The organism is uncultured Sphingomonas sp. (assembly GCF_913062585.1).
GTDB lineage: Bacteria > Pseudomonadota > Alphaproteobacteria > Sphingomonadales > Sphingomonadaceae > Sphingomonas.
In genome coordinates, this window is the sequence record NZ_CAJXWX010000011.1 from 50,545 (window position 1) to 64,516 (window position 13,972).

Below are 13,972 nucleotides of genomic sequence, written 5' to 3' on the forward strand. Positions count from 1 at the left end.
GCTTTATATCGGTCCTAGCGGGCGCGGCGGCGAATGGCAACGCCGATCGCGGCCAGGCCCATGGCGATGGCCAGCGCCAGCATGTTGCCGATCCGCGAAAAGAGCGTCGGCGGCAGCGCGGCGGGCAGGGGTGCCTCGGCGGCACCCGCCGTCTCGTGCGGCACGGTCGCGACCAGGCGGCCATCGGCGGCGATGATCGCCGATATGCCGGTCGGCGTGGCGCGGATGATCGGCAGCCCTTCCTCGATCGCGCGCATCCGCGCCTGGGCCAAATGCTGGGGCGGGCCCCAGCGGCCGAACCAGGCGTCGTTGGATGGATTGAAGAGCAGGCGCGGGCGATGGGCTTCGTCCACGACCTGGCCCGAGAAGATGATCTCGTAGCAGAGCTGGACGCCCACCGGCCCGAAGTTCGGCACGCGCAAGGAACGCGGTCCGGGGCCGGGGGTGAAGTCCATGTCGCCGGGGACTAGCCGCGCCAGGCCCAGCGGCTTCAACAGCCAGGGCATGGGCAGATATTCGCCATAAGGCACCAGATGCGCCTTGTCGTAGCGGCCGGTGATCTGGCCATTGGCGGCGATCGCGAAGACGCTATTCGCTGCGCTCGCCACCCGCTTGCGGTCGGGTGAGAAATAGAGTGCGGTGCCGCCGACCATAGCGGTGTCGCGGGGGCCCAGCACATTGGCGATCTGGCGGCGCGTCCAGAAGGGCGGGGCATAGTTGAACCCAAAATAGGCCCAGTCGGGATAGCCGTCCTCGATCATGTCGCGCACCACGCCCTCGGGCCAGACGACCAGGCGCGGGCGGGGGCCGGGGCGGCCTGACAATTCGATCAGGCGCCGGAGCAGCAGCGGTCCGTCGCTCTCGCCGCGTTGGTCCTGGCTGACATCGGGCTGGACCACGCGGACCAGCGGCGCGTCGGCGGCGGGCTCAGGCGCGCGGGTGAGGGGGGCGGATAGGGCGGCCAGGCCCGTTGCGGGGACCATCACCGCCGCCAGATGCCAGCGCCTGCGAAGTGCGAGCCAGATCGCGCCCGCCAGCACCACGGTCAGCCCAGACAGCGCATAGGTGCCGACGAACGCGCTCATCCGCGCCACGCCGATGACCGGCAACCAGGCGACCGACAAGGGATCCCAGGCATAGCCGGTGAACAGCCGGGCCCTCAGATATTCGGTCGCGATCCAGGCGGCGCCGAAGATCAGTACATAGGCCGTATCCGCCCGTCGTCCGCGAAAGCGCCACGCCACGCCCGACGCGGCCATCGGGAATATGGCGAGGTACAGCGCGAGCCCTACCGCCGCGACATAGCCCAGCACCGGCGGCATCTTATCCTGAAAGTCGAAGGCGTGCTGGAACCAGTTGTTGTTGACGGTGAAATGTCCGACCCCGAACGCCCAGCCGCGCCACAAGGCGCTTCGGATGCTGGGGGCATCCTGCACCAGGGCGAGAAGGACGATCAGCCCAACGAGCAGCAGCGGCCAGAGGTCGAGCGGGGCGAAGCCGCAGGCGGCGACGGCCCCGGCGATCAGGGCGATGAGAGCGGGATAGCGGGTCACGGCGGCAGGATATGGCGCGGGCCTGTGACAGGAGCAATGCGGGATCATCCTGAAATTCCTCCCCTGGAAGGGGAGGGGGACCATGCGCAGCATGGTGGAGGGGTATCGCCGCTTGTTGTGGTCCGCTCTCCTGGCCGTGACACCCCTCCGTCGGGCTACGCCCGCCACCTCCCCTTCCAGGGGAGGAAAGGCTGGCAAATCGGCCCTCGCCACCCTAGCTTGCGCCCATGACCCTGCGCCCCTTCCACCTCGCCTTCCCGGTCCACGACCTGGCCGCCGCCCGCCATTTCTATGGTGAAATCATGGGCTGCCCCGAGGGCCGGTCGAGCGATCACTGGATCGACTTCGACCTGTTCGGCCACCAGATCGTCGCGCATCTCGATCCCGCCGCCGAGCCCGTCGCCGTCGAGAATGCGGTCGACGGGCATCAAGTGCCGGTGCCGCATTTCGGCGTCGTCCTGACCATGGCCGACTGGGAAACCCTCGCCGCCCGGGTCGAGGCGGCGGGCGTGGCCTTCGGCATCGCGCCCTATGTCCGGTTCAGGGGCCAGCCGGGCGAGCAGGCGACGATGTTCTTCCGCGATCCCAGCGGCAACGCGCTGGAGTTCAAGGCCTTTGCCGACGATTCGATGCTCTTCGCCACAGAGATGCCCGCATGAGCGCCCCCGTTTCGCTCGATATCCCGCACCAGCTCGGCAAGGAGGGCGTGCGCCAGCGGTTGGACGGGAGCATCGGCAAGATCGGGCGGATGATCCCCGGCGGCGCGACCGTCGAGCATCGCTGGGACGGCGACACGATGCACTTCACGGTCGGCGCGATGGGCCAGTCGATCGGCGCGCAGGCCACCATCTATGAGGACAAAGTCCATGCGGTGGTGAACCTGCCCGCTTTCCTGTCGCTCTTCTCCAGTCAGCTGGAGGCGGTGATCCGGTCGGAGGCGCCGAAGCTGTTGAAATAAGGACCCCGCTTAGGGGAAAGGGGGGTATATGGCGCTTCATACCTGGTGGCTGTTCGTCGGGGCTGTATTCCTGTTGTCGGGAACACCCGGTCCCAACATGCTGCACATCATGACCCGCTCGGTCGATATGGGGCTGCGACGCAGCGTCGCCGCCATGGCGGGGTGCCTGAGTGCGGTAGTCCTCGTGCTCGCCGCCTCTGCCGCGGGACTCACCACGCTGTTGCTCGCGCTGCCGGGGGCGTTCGAGGTGATCCGTTATGCGGGTGTCGCCTATCTGTTGTTCCTGGGGATCAAGGCTTGGCGGGCCGAGGTCGCGCCGGTCGATGTCGGCGACGGGGCGATCCCGCCCGGCCTGTCGCGGCGCGCGGTATTTCGCGGCGGCTTCCTTATCGGGATCAGCAATCCCAAGCTGATCCTGTTCGCGGTCGCCTTCCTTCCGCAGTTCATCAACCCGGCGGAAGCGCAGGCGCCGCAATTCGCGATCCTGGTCGTCACCTTCGCGGTGATCGAGGCGCTGTGGTATGCGGTCTATGCGCTGGGCGGCCGATCGCTGGCGCGCTACCTCGCTCGGCCGATGGTCAAGCGGGCTTTCAACCGGCTGACGGGTGCGATCTTCATGGGATTCGGCTTGGCCCTCCTGAAGGTGAAGCCCAGCTGAGCAGTCCAAGGGGCCCCGATCGGCCGGGCCCCTCGGATTATCTCGCCGCGCTGACCTTCCACACCACATTGCCCACATCGTCCGCGACCAGCAGGCCGCCGGTCTTGTCAACGATCACGCCCACGGGGCGCCCCTGCGCTTCGCCCTTGGCGTTCAGGAAGCCGCTGACCACGTCGACCGGCTTGGCCTTTGGCGTCGGGAAGGCGCCGGGGCCGAAGGGGACGAAGACGACCTTGTAGCCCGAGGGCGGCTTGCGGTTCCACGAACCATGTTCGCCGATAAACGCGCCGTTCGCAAAGCGCTCGCCCAGCTTCGCGCCGGTCGAGAAGGTCAGGCCGAGTGCTGCCACATGCGGCCCCAGCGCATAGTCGGGGCGCTTTACATATTGCTGGAGCGCGGGCTGGGCGGGCTGGACGCGATTGTCGGGATAGCCGCCCCAATAATACCAGGGCCAGCCGAAGTGATCGCCGAATTCGACCTGGGTCAGATAGTCGGGCGCCAGGTCCGAGCCGAGCATGTCGCGCTCATTGACCACGGTCCACAGCCGCCCATTGGCGGGATTAAGCGCCATGCCGGTCGGATTGCGCAGCCCCGCCGCATAGATGCGCCAGTTCTTGTCCTTTGGCCACACCTGCAGGATGGCGGCGCGGTTCTTCTCGGCGTCCAGCCCGTTGTCCGCGATATTGCTGGCCGAGCCGACCGAGACGAACAGCGTCTGCCCATCGCCCGAGGCGATCACGTTGCGGGCCCAGTGATTGCCGCCACCGCGCAACGGCACGACCTTCTCCGGCTTGGCCGTGATCTTCGTCTCGCCCTCTACATAGGGCACGCGGACCAGCGCGTCGGTGTCGGCGATGTAGAGCTGCCCGTCGAACAACACCATGCCGAAGGGCGAATTGAGCCCGGTCATAAACGGCGTCTTCAGGTCCGCCTTGCCGTCGCCATTGGTGTCGCGCAGCAGGGTGATGCGATTGGCGGACGGCACCGCCGCGCCCGCCCGGCCCAGGAAGAAGTTCATCACCCGGTCGACGATTCCCGAGCTGGGGCGCGGCGGCGAATTGGTCTCGGCGACCAGTACATCGCCATTGGGCAGTTCGTACAGCCAGCGCGGATGGTCCAGGTTGGTCGCAAAGGGCTGGATCGTCAGGCCCGGTGCGACACTCGGCTTTGCGCCATTCGCCCAGCCGACCGGCTTGGCGATGCCGACGGTCGGGATGACCTGTTCGCGCGGCGCCTCGATCACCGGCTGCTTGCCCGCGACCTGGTCGACGCTCAGCCGCGCGGTATCGGGCCAGGCGAGCCAGGCGATGACGGCGATACCGATCAGGACGATGATGCCGAGGACGATCAGGACATGTTTGCGCATGGCCCACAGATAGGCCGAGCGTGCGGGCTGGGGAAGGGGGCGATATGCCGTTCCGGAGCAGATCGGGGGCCGCCCCAGGCCCGTCGCGTCATGCCCCTGCAAAAGGGCGGCCGCCGATGCAAAATGGGAGTGCATCGGCGGCCATCGACCATGCGAGGATCAGGGAGTTTACCCGCATGGTCGAAATCGGGAAGTTTGGGTGTCCATAGTCTTGCGGAATGTCTTGGGGACAATGTTTCCGCCGACACTCATGGACTAGGGCGATTTACGCGGCGACGGAAATCGATTTAATTGCTACCCGTGATCGGATGAGCGAATGACGCCGCCGGCCGTCTACTCGGCCTCGGACGCGACCGCCGGATGCAGGCGCAGGCGATGGATGCGACGCTCGTCGGCCTCCGTCACCTCGATCCGCCAGCCGCTCGGATGGTCGATGCAGGTGCCGGGCTCGGGCACCTGGCCCGCCAGCACGGCGGTCAGGCCGCCCAGCGTGTCGACATCGTCCTCGGCCTCTTCCAGTGCCGGATCGACCGCACGGCCGACTTCCTCCAGGCTGACGCGCGCATCGGCATCCCAAGCCCCGCCGTCGAGCGGCACGAGCAGCGCCTGCGGCGCTTCGTCATGCTCGTCCTCGATCTCGCCGACGATCTCCTCGATCAGGTCCTCGATGGTGACCAGGCCCTCGGTGCCCGAATATTCGTCGAGCACCACCGCCAGATGCACCCGCTTCTGGCGCATGTCGGCCAGCAGGTCGAGCGCGCCGCGCGACATCGGCACATAGAGCGGATCGCGGATCAGCCCGGCGAGCGTTGCGGGATGCTCCGCGCCGGTCGCCAGGATGTTGAAAACGTCCTTGATATGGACCATCCCGATGATCGCATCGAGCGTCTCGCGATAGACGGGCAGGCGGCTGTGCCCCGCCTCGGCGAAGATCTGGACCAGATGGTCGAAGGTCGTCTGTTCCTCGACGGCGATGATGTCGGCGCGCGGCACGCCCACATCGCCGGCATCGCGCTCGCCGAAATGCAGCAGGTTGCGGACCATCTGCCGCTCCAGCGGGGTCAGGTCGCCCTTGGCATCGGGGCCGGGATCGCCCTCATGCCGGTCGATCGCCTCTTCCAACTGGTCGCGCAGCGATTCTTCCTGATCGCCGCCGAAGATCAGGGATTTCAGCCCCTGCCAGATGCCGGATTCATGGGAGTCACCGTTGCCGGTGCTGCTACTGGGGCCGTCGGCCATCGGGGGGTGTCAGTCCTCGCGCACTAGATAGGGGTCGGCGATGCCGAGGCTGGCCAGCGCGTCGCGTTCGATCGCCTCCATCGCTTCGGCCTCGTCATCGTTCATATGGTCATAGCCTAGCAGATGCAGCACGCCATGCACCAGAAGATGCGTGGCATGTGTTTCGGCCGAAATCCCGCGCTCGGCCGCCTCCGCCACGCAGACGCCGTGCGCCAGGACGATATCGCCCAGCAGCACTTCGCCATCGTCCGAATTCTGCGTGACCGTCTCGATCAGGTCGGGCTGCACCATCGGGAAGGACAGGACGTTGGTCGGCTTGTCCTTCTGGCGATACTGGTGGTTGAGCGCGTGGACCTCGTCGTCGCTGGTCAGCCGGACCGAGATCTCGATCAGTGCGGGCGTGGTCAGCAGGGGGCCGTGCGGCGTCCGCTCGATCGCGGCGCGCGCGGCACGGGTGGCCAGCGTCTCCCAGCTTTCCTCGTCCCCGGACCAGGGCTCTTCATGGATCAGGGCAATCTCGATCATCGGGGCCTTTCCGGGGCAGCCAGGTCAGTCAGGGCGAAATCGTCGCCCTTGTACAAGAGTTCCGCCGCGACGCCATGGGCACAGGCATAGGCGAAGCAATCGCCCATGTTGAGGCGGGCGGGGTGATGGCCCTTGCCGTAGCGGGCATGGGCGATGACGGCCTGTTCGGCTTCTTCCGCGCCGATCGGCATGAGCTTGAGACCGAGTGCGATGCGGAATCGTTCGACCTCGGCCCATGCCAGTTCGACGCTCGTATCACGCGCGCGGCGGACTGCCGCCATCGTCTCCCAGAGCGCGATGGCGCTCGTCAAACGACGTTCGTGGCGCTCGAGCCGATCCGCAAGCATATCGACATCCGGCTCTTTGAGGATGATCGCGACCAGAGCGGACGCGTCGACGAACAGACTCACAGGCCGCCCGAAAGATCGTCGTAAAATGCCTTGTCGATGACGATTCCTGTCGGTGGCGGTAGCGGCGAAGTACGGTGCAGTTCGGCGATGACATCTCGAAGCGGTCGCCGGTCTGGCTGTTCAGGCGGGCCTTTTGCCAGCAACTCCGCCAAAGCCCGCCGAATTGCCTCCTCCTCGCTGACGCCGAGCCGCCGGGCGGCGAGCGCGACCTGCTCGCTCGTCTCGGAGCCCAGCGTCAGCGGAGGATAGGGATCGCGTTCGGCCATGGTCCCATCCTATATCAGGCGTTCGGCCCTTCATAGGCATCGACGATCCGCCCGACGATCGGGTGACGGACGACGTCGGCGGCGGTGAAGCGGCTCATGGCGATGCTCTCAATGCCTTCCAGACGACGCACGGCATCGGCCAGGCCAGAGGCCGCGACGCCGCCGGGCAGGTCGACCTGGTTGGGATCGCCGCAGATGACCATGCGGCTGTTCTGGCCGAATCGGGTCAGGAACATCTTCATCTGCGCGGGCGTGGTGTTCTGCGCTTCGTCGAGGATGACGAAGGCATCGGCCAGCGTCCGGCCGCGCATGAAGGCGATGGGCGCGATCTCGATCTCACCACTGGCGATCCGCCGCTCCACCTGCTCGGCGGGGAGGCAGTCGTGCAGCGCGTCGTAGAGCGGGCGGAGATAGGGATCGACCTTCTCCTTCATGTCGCCGGGCAGGAAGCCCAGCTTCTCGCCCGCCTCGACCGCCGGGCGCGACAGGATCAGGCGCTGGACCGATCCGGTGATGAGCTGCGCCACCGCCTGCGCCACCGCCAGATAGGTCTTGCCGGTGCCCGCCGGGCCGAGCGCGAAGATCATGTCGTTCGACACGAGCTCCTTCATGTAATGCGCCTGGGCGGGGGTGCGCGGCACGATCGTCTTCTTGCGCGTGCGGATCATGATCGGCGGCGCCGAGGAGCGTTCGGCGCTCAGGATGCCGTCCAGCGTCGGTTCGGATGCCATGGCGATCGATGCGTCGACCAGGCCGGTATCGACCTCCTCGCCGCGCTGGATCCGCGCATACAGGTCGTTCAGCACGTCGCGCGCCAGCGCCACCTGCTCGGCGGTCCCCTCCAGCCCGACACGGTTGCCGCGCGCGGTGATGTAGACGCCCAATCGATTTTCCAACGCGACCAGATTGCGGTCATATTGGCCGAACAGCTGCGCCAGCACTTGCGGCTTGTCGAAGCTGAGTTCCGCCCGGCTGCGTTCACCGGCCTGGGCGGGGAGGGGCTTGCGGCTCATGCGGTCCTTTCACCGTCTGTGGTTGCCACCAAGATGGGGTGGCGGCGGTCGGAACGCCAGCGAAATTGCGTGACATGGGTGTGACGTTCGCAAGGTTTTTGGCGCGCAGAGGCGCGGAGGACGCAGAGAAGAAGAGCACGTCCTCGCGATCGGGAGACCCTCTTCTTCCTCCGCGCTCTCTGCGCCTCTGCGCGATCAAGAAAATTTGGTTCGCGCGAAGACGCGAGGACGCGAAGATGGCGTATCAAAGTACCGTGTCTTCCGTCCGCGATGACGGGATGCGCTTGTGACGAGCGATACCTCTTTGCGCCGTCGCGTCTTCGCGTGAACGATCGGCATCGCATGGGCTTCGACTTCGCTCAGCCTGAACGGAGGTAGGGGGGACGGCTTACGCCGCAGCCTTCACCTTCGCCTGTCCGGTCAGCGAGTTCGGGCCCGCCGCGACCAGTTCGACCTCGACCAGGTCGCCGATCTGGTGGTCGCCGATCAGATGGACCGACTGGAGCCAGGGCGACTTGCCGAGCATCTGGCCGGGCAGCTTGCCGCGTCGCTCGAGCAGGACGGTGCAGGTGCGCCCAACGCTCGCCAGATTGAACGCGTGCTGGTCGCGGTTGAGCGCGGCCTGCAGGCGCTGGAGCCGGTCGTCCATCACCTCGGCGGGAACCTGATCCGCCATGGTCGCAGCGGGCGTGCCGGGGCGGGGGGAGTATTTGAAGCTGAACGCCTGGGCATGGCCCATCGCGTCGACCAAGCTCAGCGTGTCGGCGAACTCTTCCTCGGTTTCGCCGGGGAAGCCGACGATGAAATCGCCCGACAGCGCGATGTCGGGGCGCCCCGCGCGGACCCGGTCCATGACGCGCATATAGCTGTCGCGCGTATGCTGGCGGTTCATCGCCTTCAGGATGCGGTCATTGCCCGACTGGACCGGCAAATGGAGGAAGGGCATCAGGCTCTCGACATCGCGGTGCGCGTCGATCAGCCCCTGCGTCATGTCGTTGGGATGGCTGGTCGTATAGCGGATGCGGTGCAGCCCCGGAATCCGGTCCAGCTCGCGGATCAGCCCGTGCAGGCCGCGGTCGTCGGCGTCGTTCCACGCATTGACGTTCTGGCCCAGCAGCGTGATCTCACGCGCGCCCGCATCGACCAGCGCCCGCGCCTCGTCCATGATCGCCGAATAGGAGCGGCTGACCTCCGCGCCACGCGTATAGGGCACGACGCAATAGGTGCAGAATTTGTCGCACCCTTCCTGCACCGTCAGAAAGGCCGAGGGGCCGACCTTGCGACGGCCGGGCAGGTGGACGAACTTCGACTCGACCGGCATGTCGGTGTCGAGCGCGGCCTCGCCCGCCGCCGCCTTCGCGACCAACTCGGGCAGGTTGTGATAGGCCTGCGGACCGACGACGACGTCGACCTTGGCGCGGCGGACGATCTCCGCGCCTTCGGCCTGGGCGACGCAGCCCGCGACCGCGATCATCGGCTTGCGACCCTGTTCGCCCGCGTCCTTGCGCAGGCGGCCAATGTCCGAATAGACCTTTTCGGTCGCCTTTTCCCGGATATGGCAGGTGTTGAGCACGACCAGATCGGCGGCGGCGGCATCGTCGGTCGCCGACAGGCCTTGCGCGGCCATCAACTCGGCCATGCGCTCGCCGTCATAGACGTTCATCTGACAACCGAAGGACTTGACGTGAAAGGTCTTGGGGGATGCGGGCATGGCGCGCCCCTTATCGCAAAAGGCGCGCGCTCGCCAGCGTCGGGCGATGTCCTTCATTCCTTCCCTGCAAGGGGAGGGGGGCGTGCGCAGCTTGGTGGAGGGGTGCCGCGTTATCGAGAGGGTGACACCCCTCCGTCAGGGCTTCGCCCTGCCACCTCCCCTTTCAGGGGAGGAATATTGGCTCTCAGCCCTGGGGCAGGCAGACGCGGGTTTCGTCCGCCATGTCGCTGCTCTGGCGATACAGGTCGGTGAAGGCCGAATAGGCTGCGTCGCGAGGCGCCTGCGGTTTGGAGGCGCCATAGCGGGTGATCGTCACCGCTTCCGCATCGGTCACGACCGGGCCGCTGGAGCCGCGTGTCAGGACGCGGACCAAGGTCGTGCGGGTGGGGTCGTTATGGCTGACATACCAGCCATTGTGCGCGGCGACCGCCTTGGCGAAGGTCGCCCATTGGCCGGGCTTGATCTTGCTGTGGCGGATCGTGGCGGGCTGGGTCCCGCCGGGGCAGGGATTCGCCATCTGGGCGCTTGCGGCAGTGGCGGTCAGTAGGCTGGCGGCAACGAGAATCGTCTTGAGCATGGCATATCCCCCATCTGATCGCCGCCATCCTATCGCCAGGCTCGCGCGCTGGCGATGCAGGATTTCGGGCAGGATTTCAGGAGGCTGCGATCCGCCGTCGCGCCTCGGCCGCGATGGCCTTGCGATCGGGGAAGGCGGCGGGATCGAAGGGCGCCAGATAGTGGAGCGTCACGGTGAAGCGCCCCGGTCGGCGCAGCACCCGCCTGGCGTGCGCATCGCCCGGATCACTGCCCAGCCACGCGAGATCCGCCGAGGCCGCGCCATAATCGATTCGCACCGGCTGGACCCGAATGCCGGGCAGGGCGGGGACCAGCGCGGCGAACAGCGCGGGCTTGAAGGGCAGGAGGGCCAGGTCGTCGCCGGTCGTCCCCTCCGGAAAGACCGCCAGCGGCTGTCCCTCGGTCAGCGCCGCGCGGATCGTCGCGACCTGATCGCTCACGCCCAGCCGGTCGCCGCGTTCGACGAACAGCGTGCGGTTGAGGCTCGCCAGCCAGCCGATCAGCGGCAGTCGCGCCACCTCCGCCTTCGCGACGAAACGCGTGCCGGACGTACCCGCGAGCAGGAGGATGTCCATCCAGCTCAGATGATTGGCGGCGATCATCACATCGCGGCGCTCAGGTGCCCCGATGACACGGATATCGGCGCCAAGAATGATCGCCACCCGGCGCAGGAACCGGCGCGGCCAGGGCGAGAACCGCCCCAGCGCGCGCCAGATTCCATGCAGCGCCAGCGCGACGAGCAGCGCCCCCACGATGCACGAAAGGCGACCCGCTGCACGCAGGCCGCCCTTTTGATCGGCGTCGACAGAGGCCGCGAGCGCGCTCACCCCTTGCGGTCGAGGCTGACGCCGTAGAGTTCCATCCGGTGATCGACCAGGCGGAAGCCCAGCTTTTCGGCGATCGCCTTTTGCAGCTGTTCCAGCTCGGGGTCGACGAACTCGATCACGCGGCCGGTTTCGACGTCGATCAGATGGTCGTGATGCGCTTCGGGCGACGGCTCGTAGCGGGCGCGGCCGTCGCCGAAGTCGTGACGGTCCAGGATGCCGGCCTCCTCGAACAGGCGGACGGTGCGGTACACGGTCGCGATCGAAATGCCGGGATCGATCTTGGCGGCGCGCTCATAGACTTTTTCGACATCGGGATGGTCCTCCGCCTCCGACAGGACGCGGGCGATCACGCGGCGCTGTTCGGTGATGCGCAGACCTTTTTGGGCGCACAGCGCTTCGAGATCAATTTTGCGGGCCATGGTAAATTTCAACTCCTCAGGCAGACCCCTCTCTACCCCCAAAGCGCTATTGCGAAAAGAGGATAGCGACTCGCAATAACCCGGAAACTATGATCGGGTCAGCCTATGACCCGGTTATAGGTATGCGCGTCGTAACGGCGACCGTCGGCACCCTTGTAATAATCGCGCCGCTCGCCGCATTTGGCGAAATCGTGCCGGGTGTAGAAGAGGATGGCGGGGTTGTTCGACCGCACCTCCAGATGCAGCGTCGCGACGCTCTGTGCGGCGCAATCGCCGACGACCGCCTCGACCAGCAAGCTGCCGATGCCGTGGCGACGATGCTCGGGGACGACGCCCAGCAACAGCAACTCGGCTTCGTCCATGACCGATCGGGTCAGCGCAAAGCCCGCCGGTTCCTCGCCCGCCTCGGCGATCAGCAGCGTGATGCCGGGCAGCGCCATCACGCCCAGAAGCTGTGCCCGGGTCCAGGCCTCGCCCCATTGCGGGTCGAAGGCGGCGGTCATGATGTGTTCGACGATCCCGGCATCGCGCGTATCGCCGGGGCGCAACGAGACGCCGATGCTCGCCATCAGGCGGCCAGCTCGGGCGGGGTGATCCCGCCGGGCAGCTTGGCATCGGGCGCGCGGCCATAGACCGGGCGCGGGGGCAGGTCGGTCAGGGCCGGGGGCAGGCGCCAGCCCTCTGCGGCATCGGGCAGCGCCTCGACCACGGGCAGGTCGGGCGACAGCGCGGTCAGCCAGCGGACGCCGTTGCCGATCGCGGTCCGCCTCGCCAGCGCGGCGAGCGCGGCGTCGGGCTTCATCGAGGCGAAGGGGGCGAGGGCGGTCAGGTCGCGCGCGAAGGGCTGGACGAAAACCTCGCCATGCCCGCCCTCCAGCACCACCGTCAGCGCCTCGTCGTCGCGCGTGGCAAAGCCGGCGGCGGCGACCAGCGCCAGCGAGCTGTAGCCGGTCGCGGGCACGCCCCAGCCCAGCGCCAGCCCGCGCGCTGCCGCGATGCCGACCCGGATGCCGGTGAAGCTGCCCGGCCCGCAATCGACCAGGACGCGCTCGGCCCGGCCGCCATCCGGCAGGGCGGCGATCATCGGCACCAGCTTTTCGGCATGGCCGCGCCCGACCACGTCATGGGCGCGCGCGACCACCCGGTCGCCGTCGAGAAGGGCGACGGAGCAGGCGGCGGTGGCGGTGTCGATGATCAGCGTGCGCAAGGGGCGGCTCAGACGATCTGGTTGGCCTGTTCGAACGCCAGGCGTGGATTGCGCGGGTGCAGCGTCTCGCGGTCGCCGTAACCCAGCGTCGCGATGAAGTTCGACCGGACGCCCGGCTGGTCGGCGAAGAACGCCTTGTCCACCGCGCCCTGGTCGAAGCCCGACATCGCGCCGGTATCCAGCCCCACCGCACGCGCGGCGAGGATCAGATAGGCACCCTGGAGCGAGCTGTTGCGGAAGGCCGAGGCCTCGCGCAGCTCGGTATTGCCATCGAACCAGCTCTTGGCATCCACATGCGGGAACAGCTGGGGCAGGTTCTCGTGGAAGTTCACGTCCATGCCGATCACGACGGCGGCGGGCGCCTTGCGGATCTTGTCGGCATTGCTGTCCGAGGCGCAGGCGGCGAGTTTTTCCTTCGCCTCCTGGCTCAGGCACCAGACCATGCGCGCCGGGCTCTGGTTGGTTGAGGTCGGCGGCATCTTCATCAGATCCCAGATCGCGCGGATCTCATCCTCGCCGACGGGGGTGTCGAGATAATGGTTGAAGGTGCGGCCTTCGCGGAACAGCCGGTCCAGGCTGGCGTCGTCGATCGGGTTCATCAAACGGCCCTTACTTCGGTGACTTCGGGAACATAATGGCGCAGCAACTGCTCGATGCCGTTCTTCAGCGTCGCGGTGGACGAGGGGCAACCGGCGCAGGCGCCCTGCATCTTCAGGTACACCTTGCCCTTGTCGAAGCCGCGATAGACGATGTCGCCGCCGTCATTGGCGACCGCGGGGCGGACGCGCGTGTCGATCAGCTCGCGAATCTGCGCGACGATGTCGGCATCCTCGGGATCGTCGGTGAAATTCTCTTCCGATGGCACGGAGAAATCGGCCGAGCCTTGGCGGAACAGCGGCATCTGCGCGGAGAAATGATCGAGCAGGATGCCCAATACGTCCGGCTTCACATCCGCCCATTCCGCCCCGGGCGCGATGGTGACCGAGACGAAGTCGCGGCCGAAGAACACGCCGGTCACGTCGCCGAGGTTGAAGATCGCCTCGGCCAGCGGGCTGGCGGCGGCTTCCTCGGGCGAGGCGAAGTCGCGGGTGCCGCTGTCCATGACCTTGCGGCCGGGCAGGAATTTCAGCGTCGCCGGGTTGGGCGTCGGTTCGGTCTCGATCAGCATGGCCCCCATGTGGCGCGGCGCGCGGCAGGGATCAAGCAGGCTCCGGGAAAGGATGCGTTTCCGGCGCGCAATCCTG

The 13,972-nt window shown here is 67.2% G+C and carries 18 protein-coding genes; 3 read left to right on the forward strand and 15 right to left on the reverse strand.

What is annotated here, in order from left to right; all coding sequences use genetic code 11:
* Nucleotides 1–14 precede the first annotated feature (14 nt).
* Nucleotides 15–1,553: an apolipoprotein N-acyltransferase gene (gene lnt / locus QZ546_RS09280; RefSeq protein ID WP_294236412.1), complete on the reverse strand. Its 1,539-nt coding sequence runs from the start codon at nucleotides 1,551–1,553 to the stop codon at nucleotides 15–17.
* Nucleotides 1,554–1,780: 227 nt separating this feature from the next.
* Here lnt and QZ546_RS09285 point away from each other — a divergent pair, with 227 nt between their 5' ends.
* Genes QZ546_RS09285 through QZ546_RS09295 form a run of 3 tightly spaced genes read left to right on the forward strand, consistent with a single transcriptional unit; the run spans nucleotide 1,781 to nucleotide 3,169 of the window.
* On the forward strand, nucleotides 1,781–2,212 hold the full coding sequence (locus QZ546_RS09285; RefSeq protein ID WP_294236414.1) for a VOC family protein: 432 nt from the start codon (nucleotides 1,781–1,783) through the stop codon (nucleotides 2,210–2,212).
* Nucleotides 2,209–2,511, forward strand: a complete 303-nt coding sequence (locus QZ546_RS09290) for a polyhydroxyalkanoic acid system family protein (RefSeq protein ID WP_294236415.1) — start codon at nucleotides 2,209–2,211, stop codon at nucleotides 2,509–2,511. The genes QZ546_RS09285 and QZ546_RS09290 overlap by 4 nt, the downstream gene beginning before the upstream one ends.
* A gap of 28 nt (nucleotides 2,512–2,539) precedes the next feature.
* Nucleotides 2,540–3,169 carry a LysE family translocator gene (locus tag QZ546_RS09295; protein WP_294236417.1) on the forward strand — a complete coding sequence of 210 codons (630 nt, stop codon included), beginning with the start codon at nucleotides 2,540–2,542 and terminating at the stop codon, nucleotides 3,167–3,169.
* Nucleotides 3,170–3,206: 37 nt separating this feature from the next.
* Here the strand turns inward: QZ546_RS09295 and QZ546_RS09300 are convergent, their stop codons facing one another.
* From QZ546_RS09300 to QZ546_RS09365, 14 genes are all read right to left on the reverse strand, one after another.
* A complete protein-coding gene (locus QZ546_RS09300; protein ID WP_294236419.1) occupies nucleotides 3,207–4,535 on the reverse strand; it encodes a sorbosone dehydrogenase family protein in 1,329 nt (442 codons plus the stop codon).
* 333 nt (nucleotides 4,536–4,868) lie between these two features.
* A complete protein-coding gene (locus QZ546_RS09305; RefSeq protein ID WP_294236421.1) occupies nucleotides 4,869–5,774 on the reverse strand; it encodes a hemolysin family protein in 906 nt (301 codons plus the stop codon).
* 9 nt (nucleotides 5,775–5,783) lie between these two features.
* Nucleotides 5,784–6,299 (reverse strand): rRNA maturation RNase YbeY, encoded by a 516-nt coding sequence (gene ybeY / locus QZ546_RS09310; protein WP_294236423.1) that lies wholly within the window; start codon nucleotides 6,297–6,299, stop codon nucleotides 5,784–5,786.
* The gene (locus QZ546_RS09315) at nucleotides 6,296–6,709 is read right to left on the reverse strand and encodes a type II toxin-antitoxin system VapC family toxin (protein WP_294236425.1); all 414 of its coding nucleotides are present in this window, start codon (nucleotides 6,707–6,709) and stop codon (nucleotides 6,296–6,298) included. Before QZ546_RS09315 ends, ybeY begins: the two co-directional genes overlap by 4 nt.
* Nucleotides 6,706–6,975: a ribbon-helix-helix protein, CopG family gene (locus QZ546_RS09320; protein WP_294236427.1), complete on the reverse strand. Its 270-nt coding sequence runs from the start codon at nucleotides 6,973–6,975 to the stop codon at nucleotides 6,706–6,708. Before QZ546_RS09320 ends, QZ546_RS09315 begins: the two co-directional genes overlap by 4 nt.
* Nucleotides 6,976–6,989: 14 nt before the next feature.
* Complete coding sequence (locus QZ546_RS09325) at nucleotides 6,990–7,988, reverse strand: PhoH family protein (protein ID WP_294236429.1); 999 nt, start codon at nucleotides 7,986–7,988, stop codon at nucleotides 6,990–6,992.
* 388 nt (nucleotides 7,989–8,376) lie between these two features.
* The gene (gene miaB / locus QZ546_RS09330; RefSeq protein WP_294236431.1) at nucleotides 8,377–9,699 is read right to left on the reverse strand and encodes a tRNA (N6-isopentenyl adenosine(37)-C2)-methylthiotransferase MiaB; all 1,323 of its coding nucleotides are present in this window, start codon (nucleotides 9,697–9,699) and stop codon (nucleotides 8,377–8,379) included.
* A gap of 184 nt (nucleotides 9,700–9,883) precedes the next feature.
* On the reverse strand, nucleotides 9,884–10,276 hold the full coding sequence (locus QZ546_RS09335) for a hypothetical protein (RefSeq protein ID WP_294236433.1): 393 nt from the start codon (nucleotides 10,274–10,276) through the stop codon (nucleotides 9,884–9,886).
* 76 nt (nucleotides 10,277–10,352) lie between these two features.
* On the reverse strand, nucleotides 10,353–11,102 hold the full coding sequence (locus QZ546_RS09340) for a 1-acyl-sn-glycerol-3-phosphate acyltransferase (protein ID WP_294236435.1): 750 nt from the start codon (nucleotides 11,100–11,102) through the stop codon (nucleotides 10,353–10,355).
* Complete coding sequence (locus QZ546_RS09345; protein ID WP_007406973.1) at nucleotides 11,099–11,521, reverse strand: Fur family transcriptional regulator; 423 nt, start codon at nucleotides 11,519–11,521, stop codon at nucleotides 11,099–11,101. Before QZ546_RS09345 ends, QZ546_RS09340 begins: the two co-directional genes overlap by 4 nt.
* A 98-nt stretch (nucleotides 11,522–11,619) precedes the next feature.
* Nucleotides 11,620–12,090 (reverse strand): GNAT family N-acetyltransferase, encoded by a 471-nt coding sequence (locus QZ546_RS09350; protein WP_294236436.1) that lies wholly within the window; start codon nucleotides 12,088–12,090, stop codon nucleotides 11,620–11,622.
* Nucleotides 12,090–12,728, reverse strand: coding sequence for a tRNA (adenosine(37)-N6)-threonylcarbamoyltransferase complex dimerization subunit type 1 TsaB (gene tsaB, locus QZ546_RS09355; RefSeq protein WP_294236438.1), 639 nt, complete (start codon nucleotides 12,726–12,728; stop codon nucleotides 12,090–12,092). Before tsaB ends, QZ546_RS09350 begins: the two co-directional genes overlap by 1 nt.
* Nucleotides 12,729–12,736: 8 nt before the next feature.
* On the reverse strand, nucleotides 12,737–13,327 hold the full coding sequence (locus QZ546_RS09360) for a malonic semialdehyde reductase (RefSeq protein WP_294236440.1): 591 nt from the start codon (nucleotides 13,325–13,327) through the stop codon (nucleotides 12,737–12,739).
* On the reverse strand, nucleotides 13,327–13,896 hold the full coding sequence (locus QZ546_RS09365) for a NifU family protein (RefSeq protein WP_294236442.1): 570 nt from the start codon (nucleotides 13,894–13,896) through the stop codon (nucleotides 13,327–13,329). The genes QZ546_RS09360 and QZ546_RS09365 overlap by 1 nt, the downstream gene beginning before the upstream one ends.
* Nucleotides 13,897–13,972: the final 76 nt, after the last annotated feature.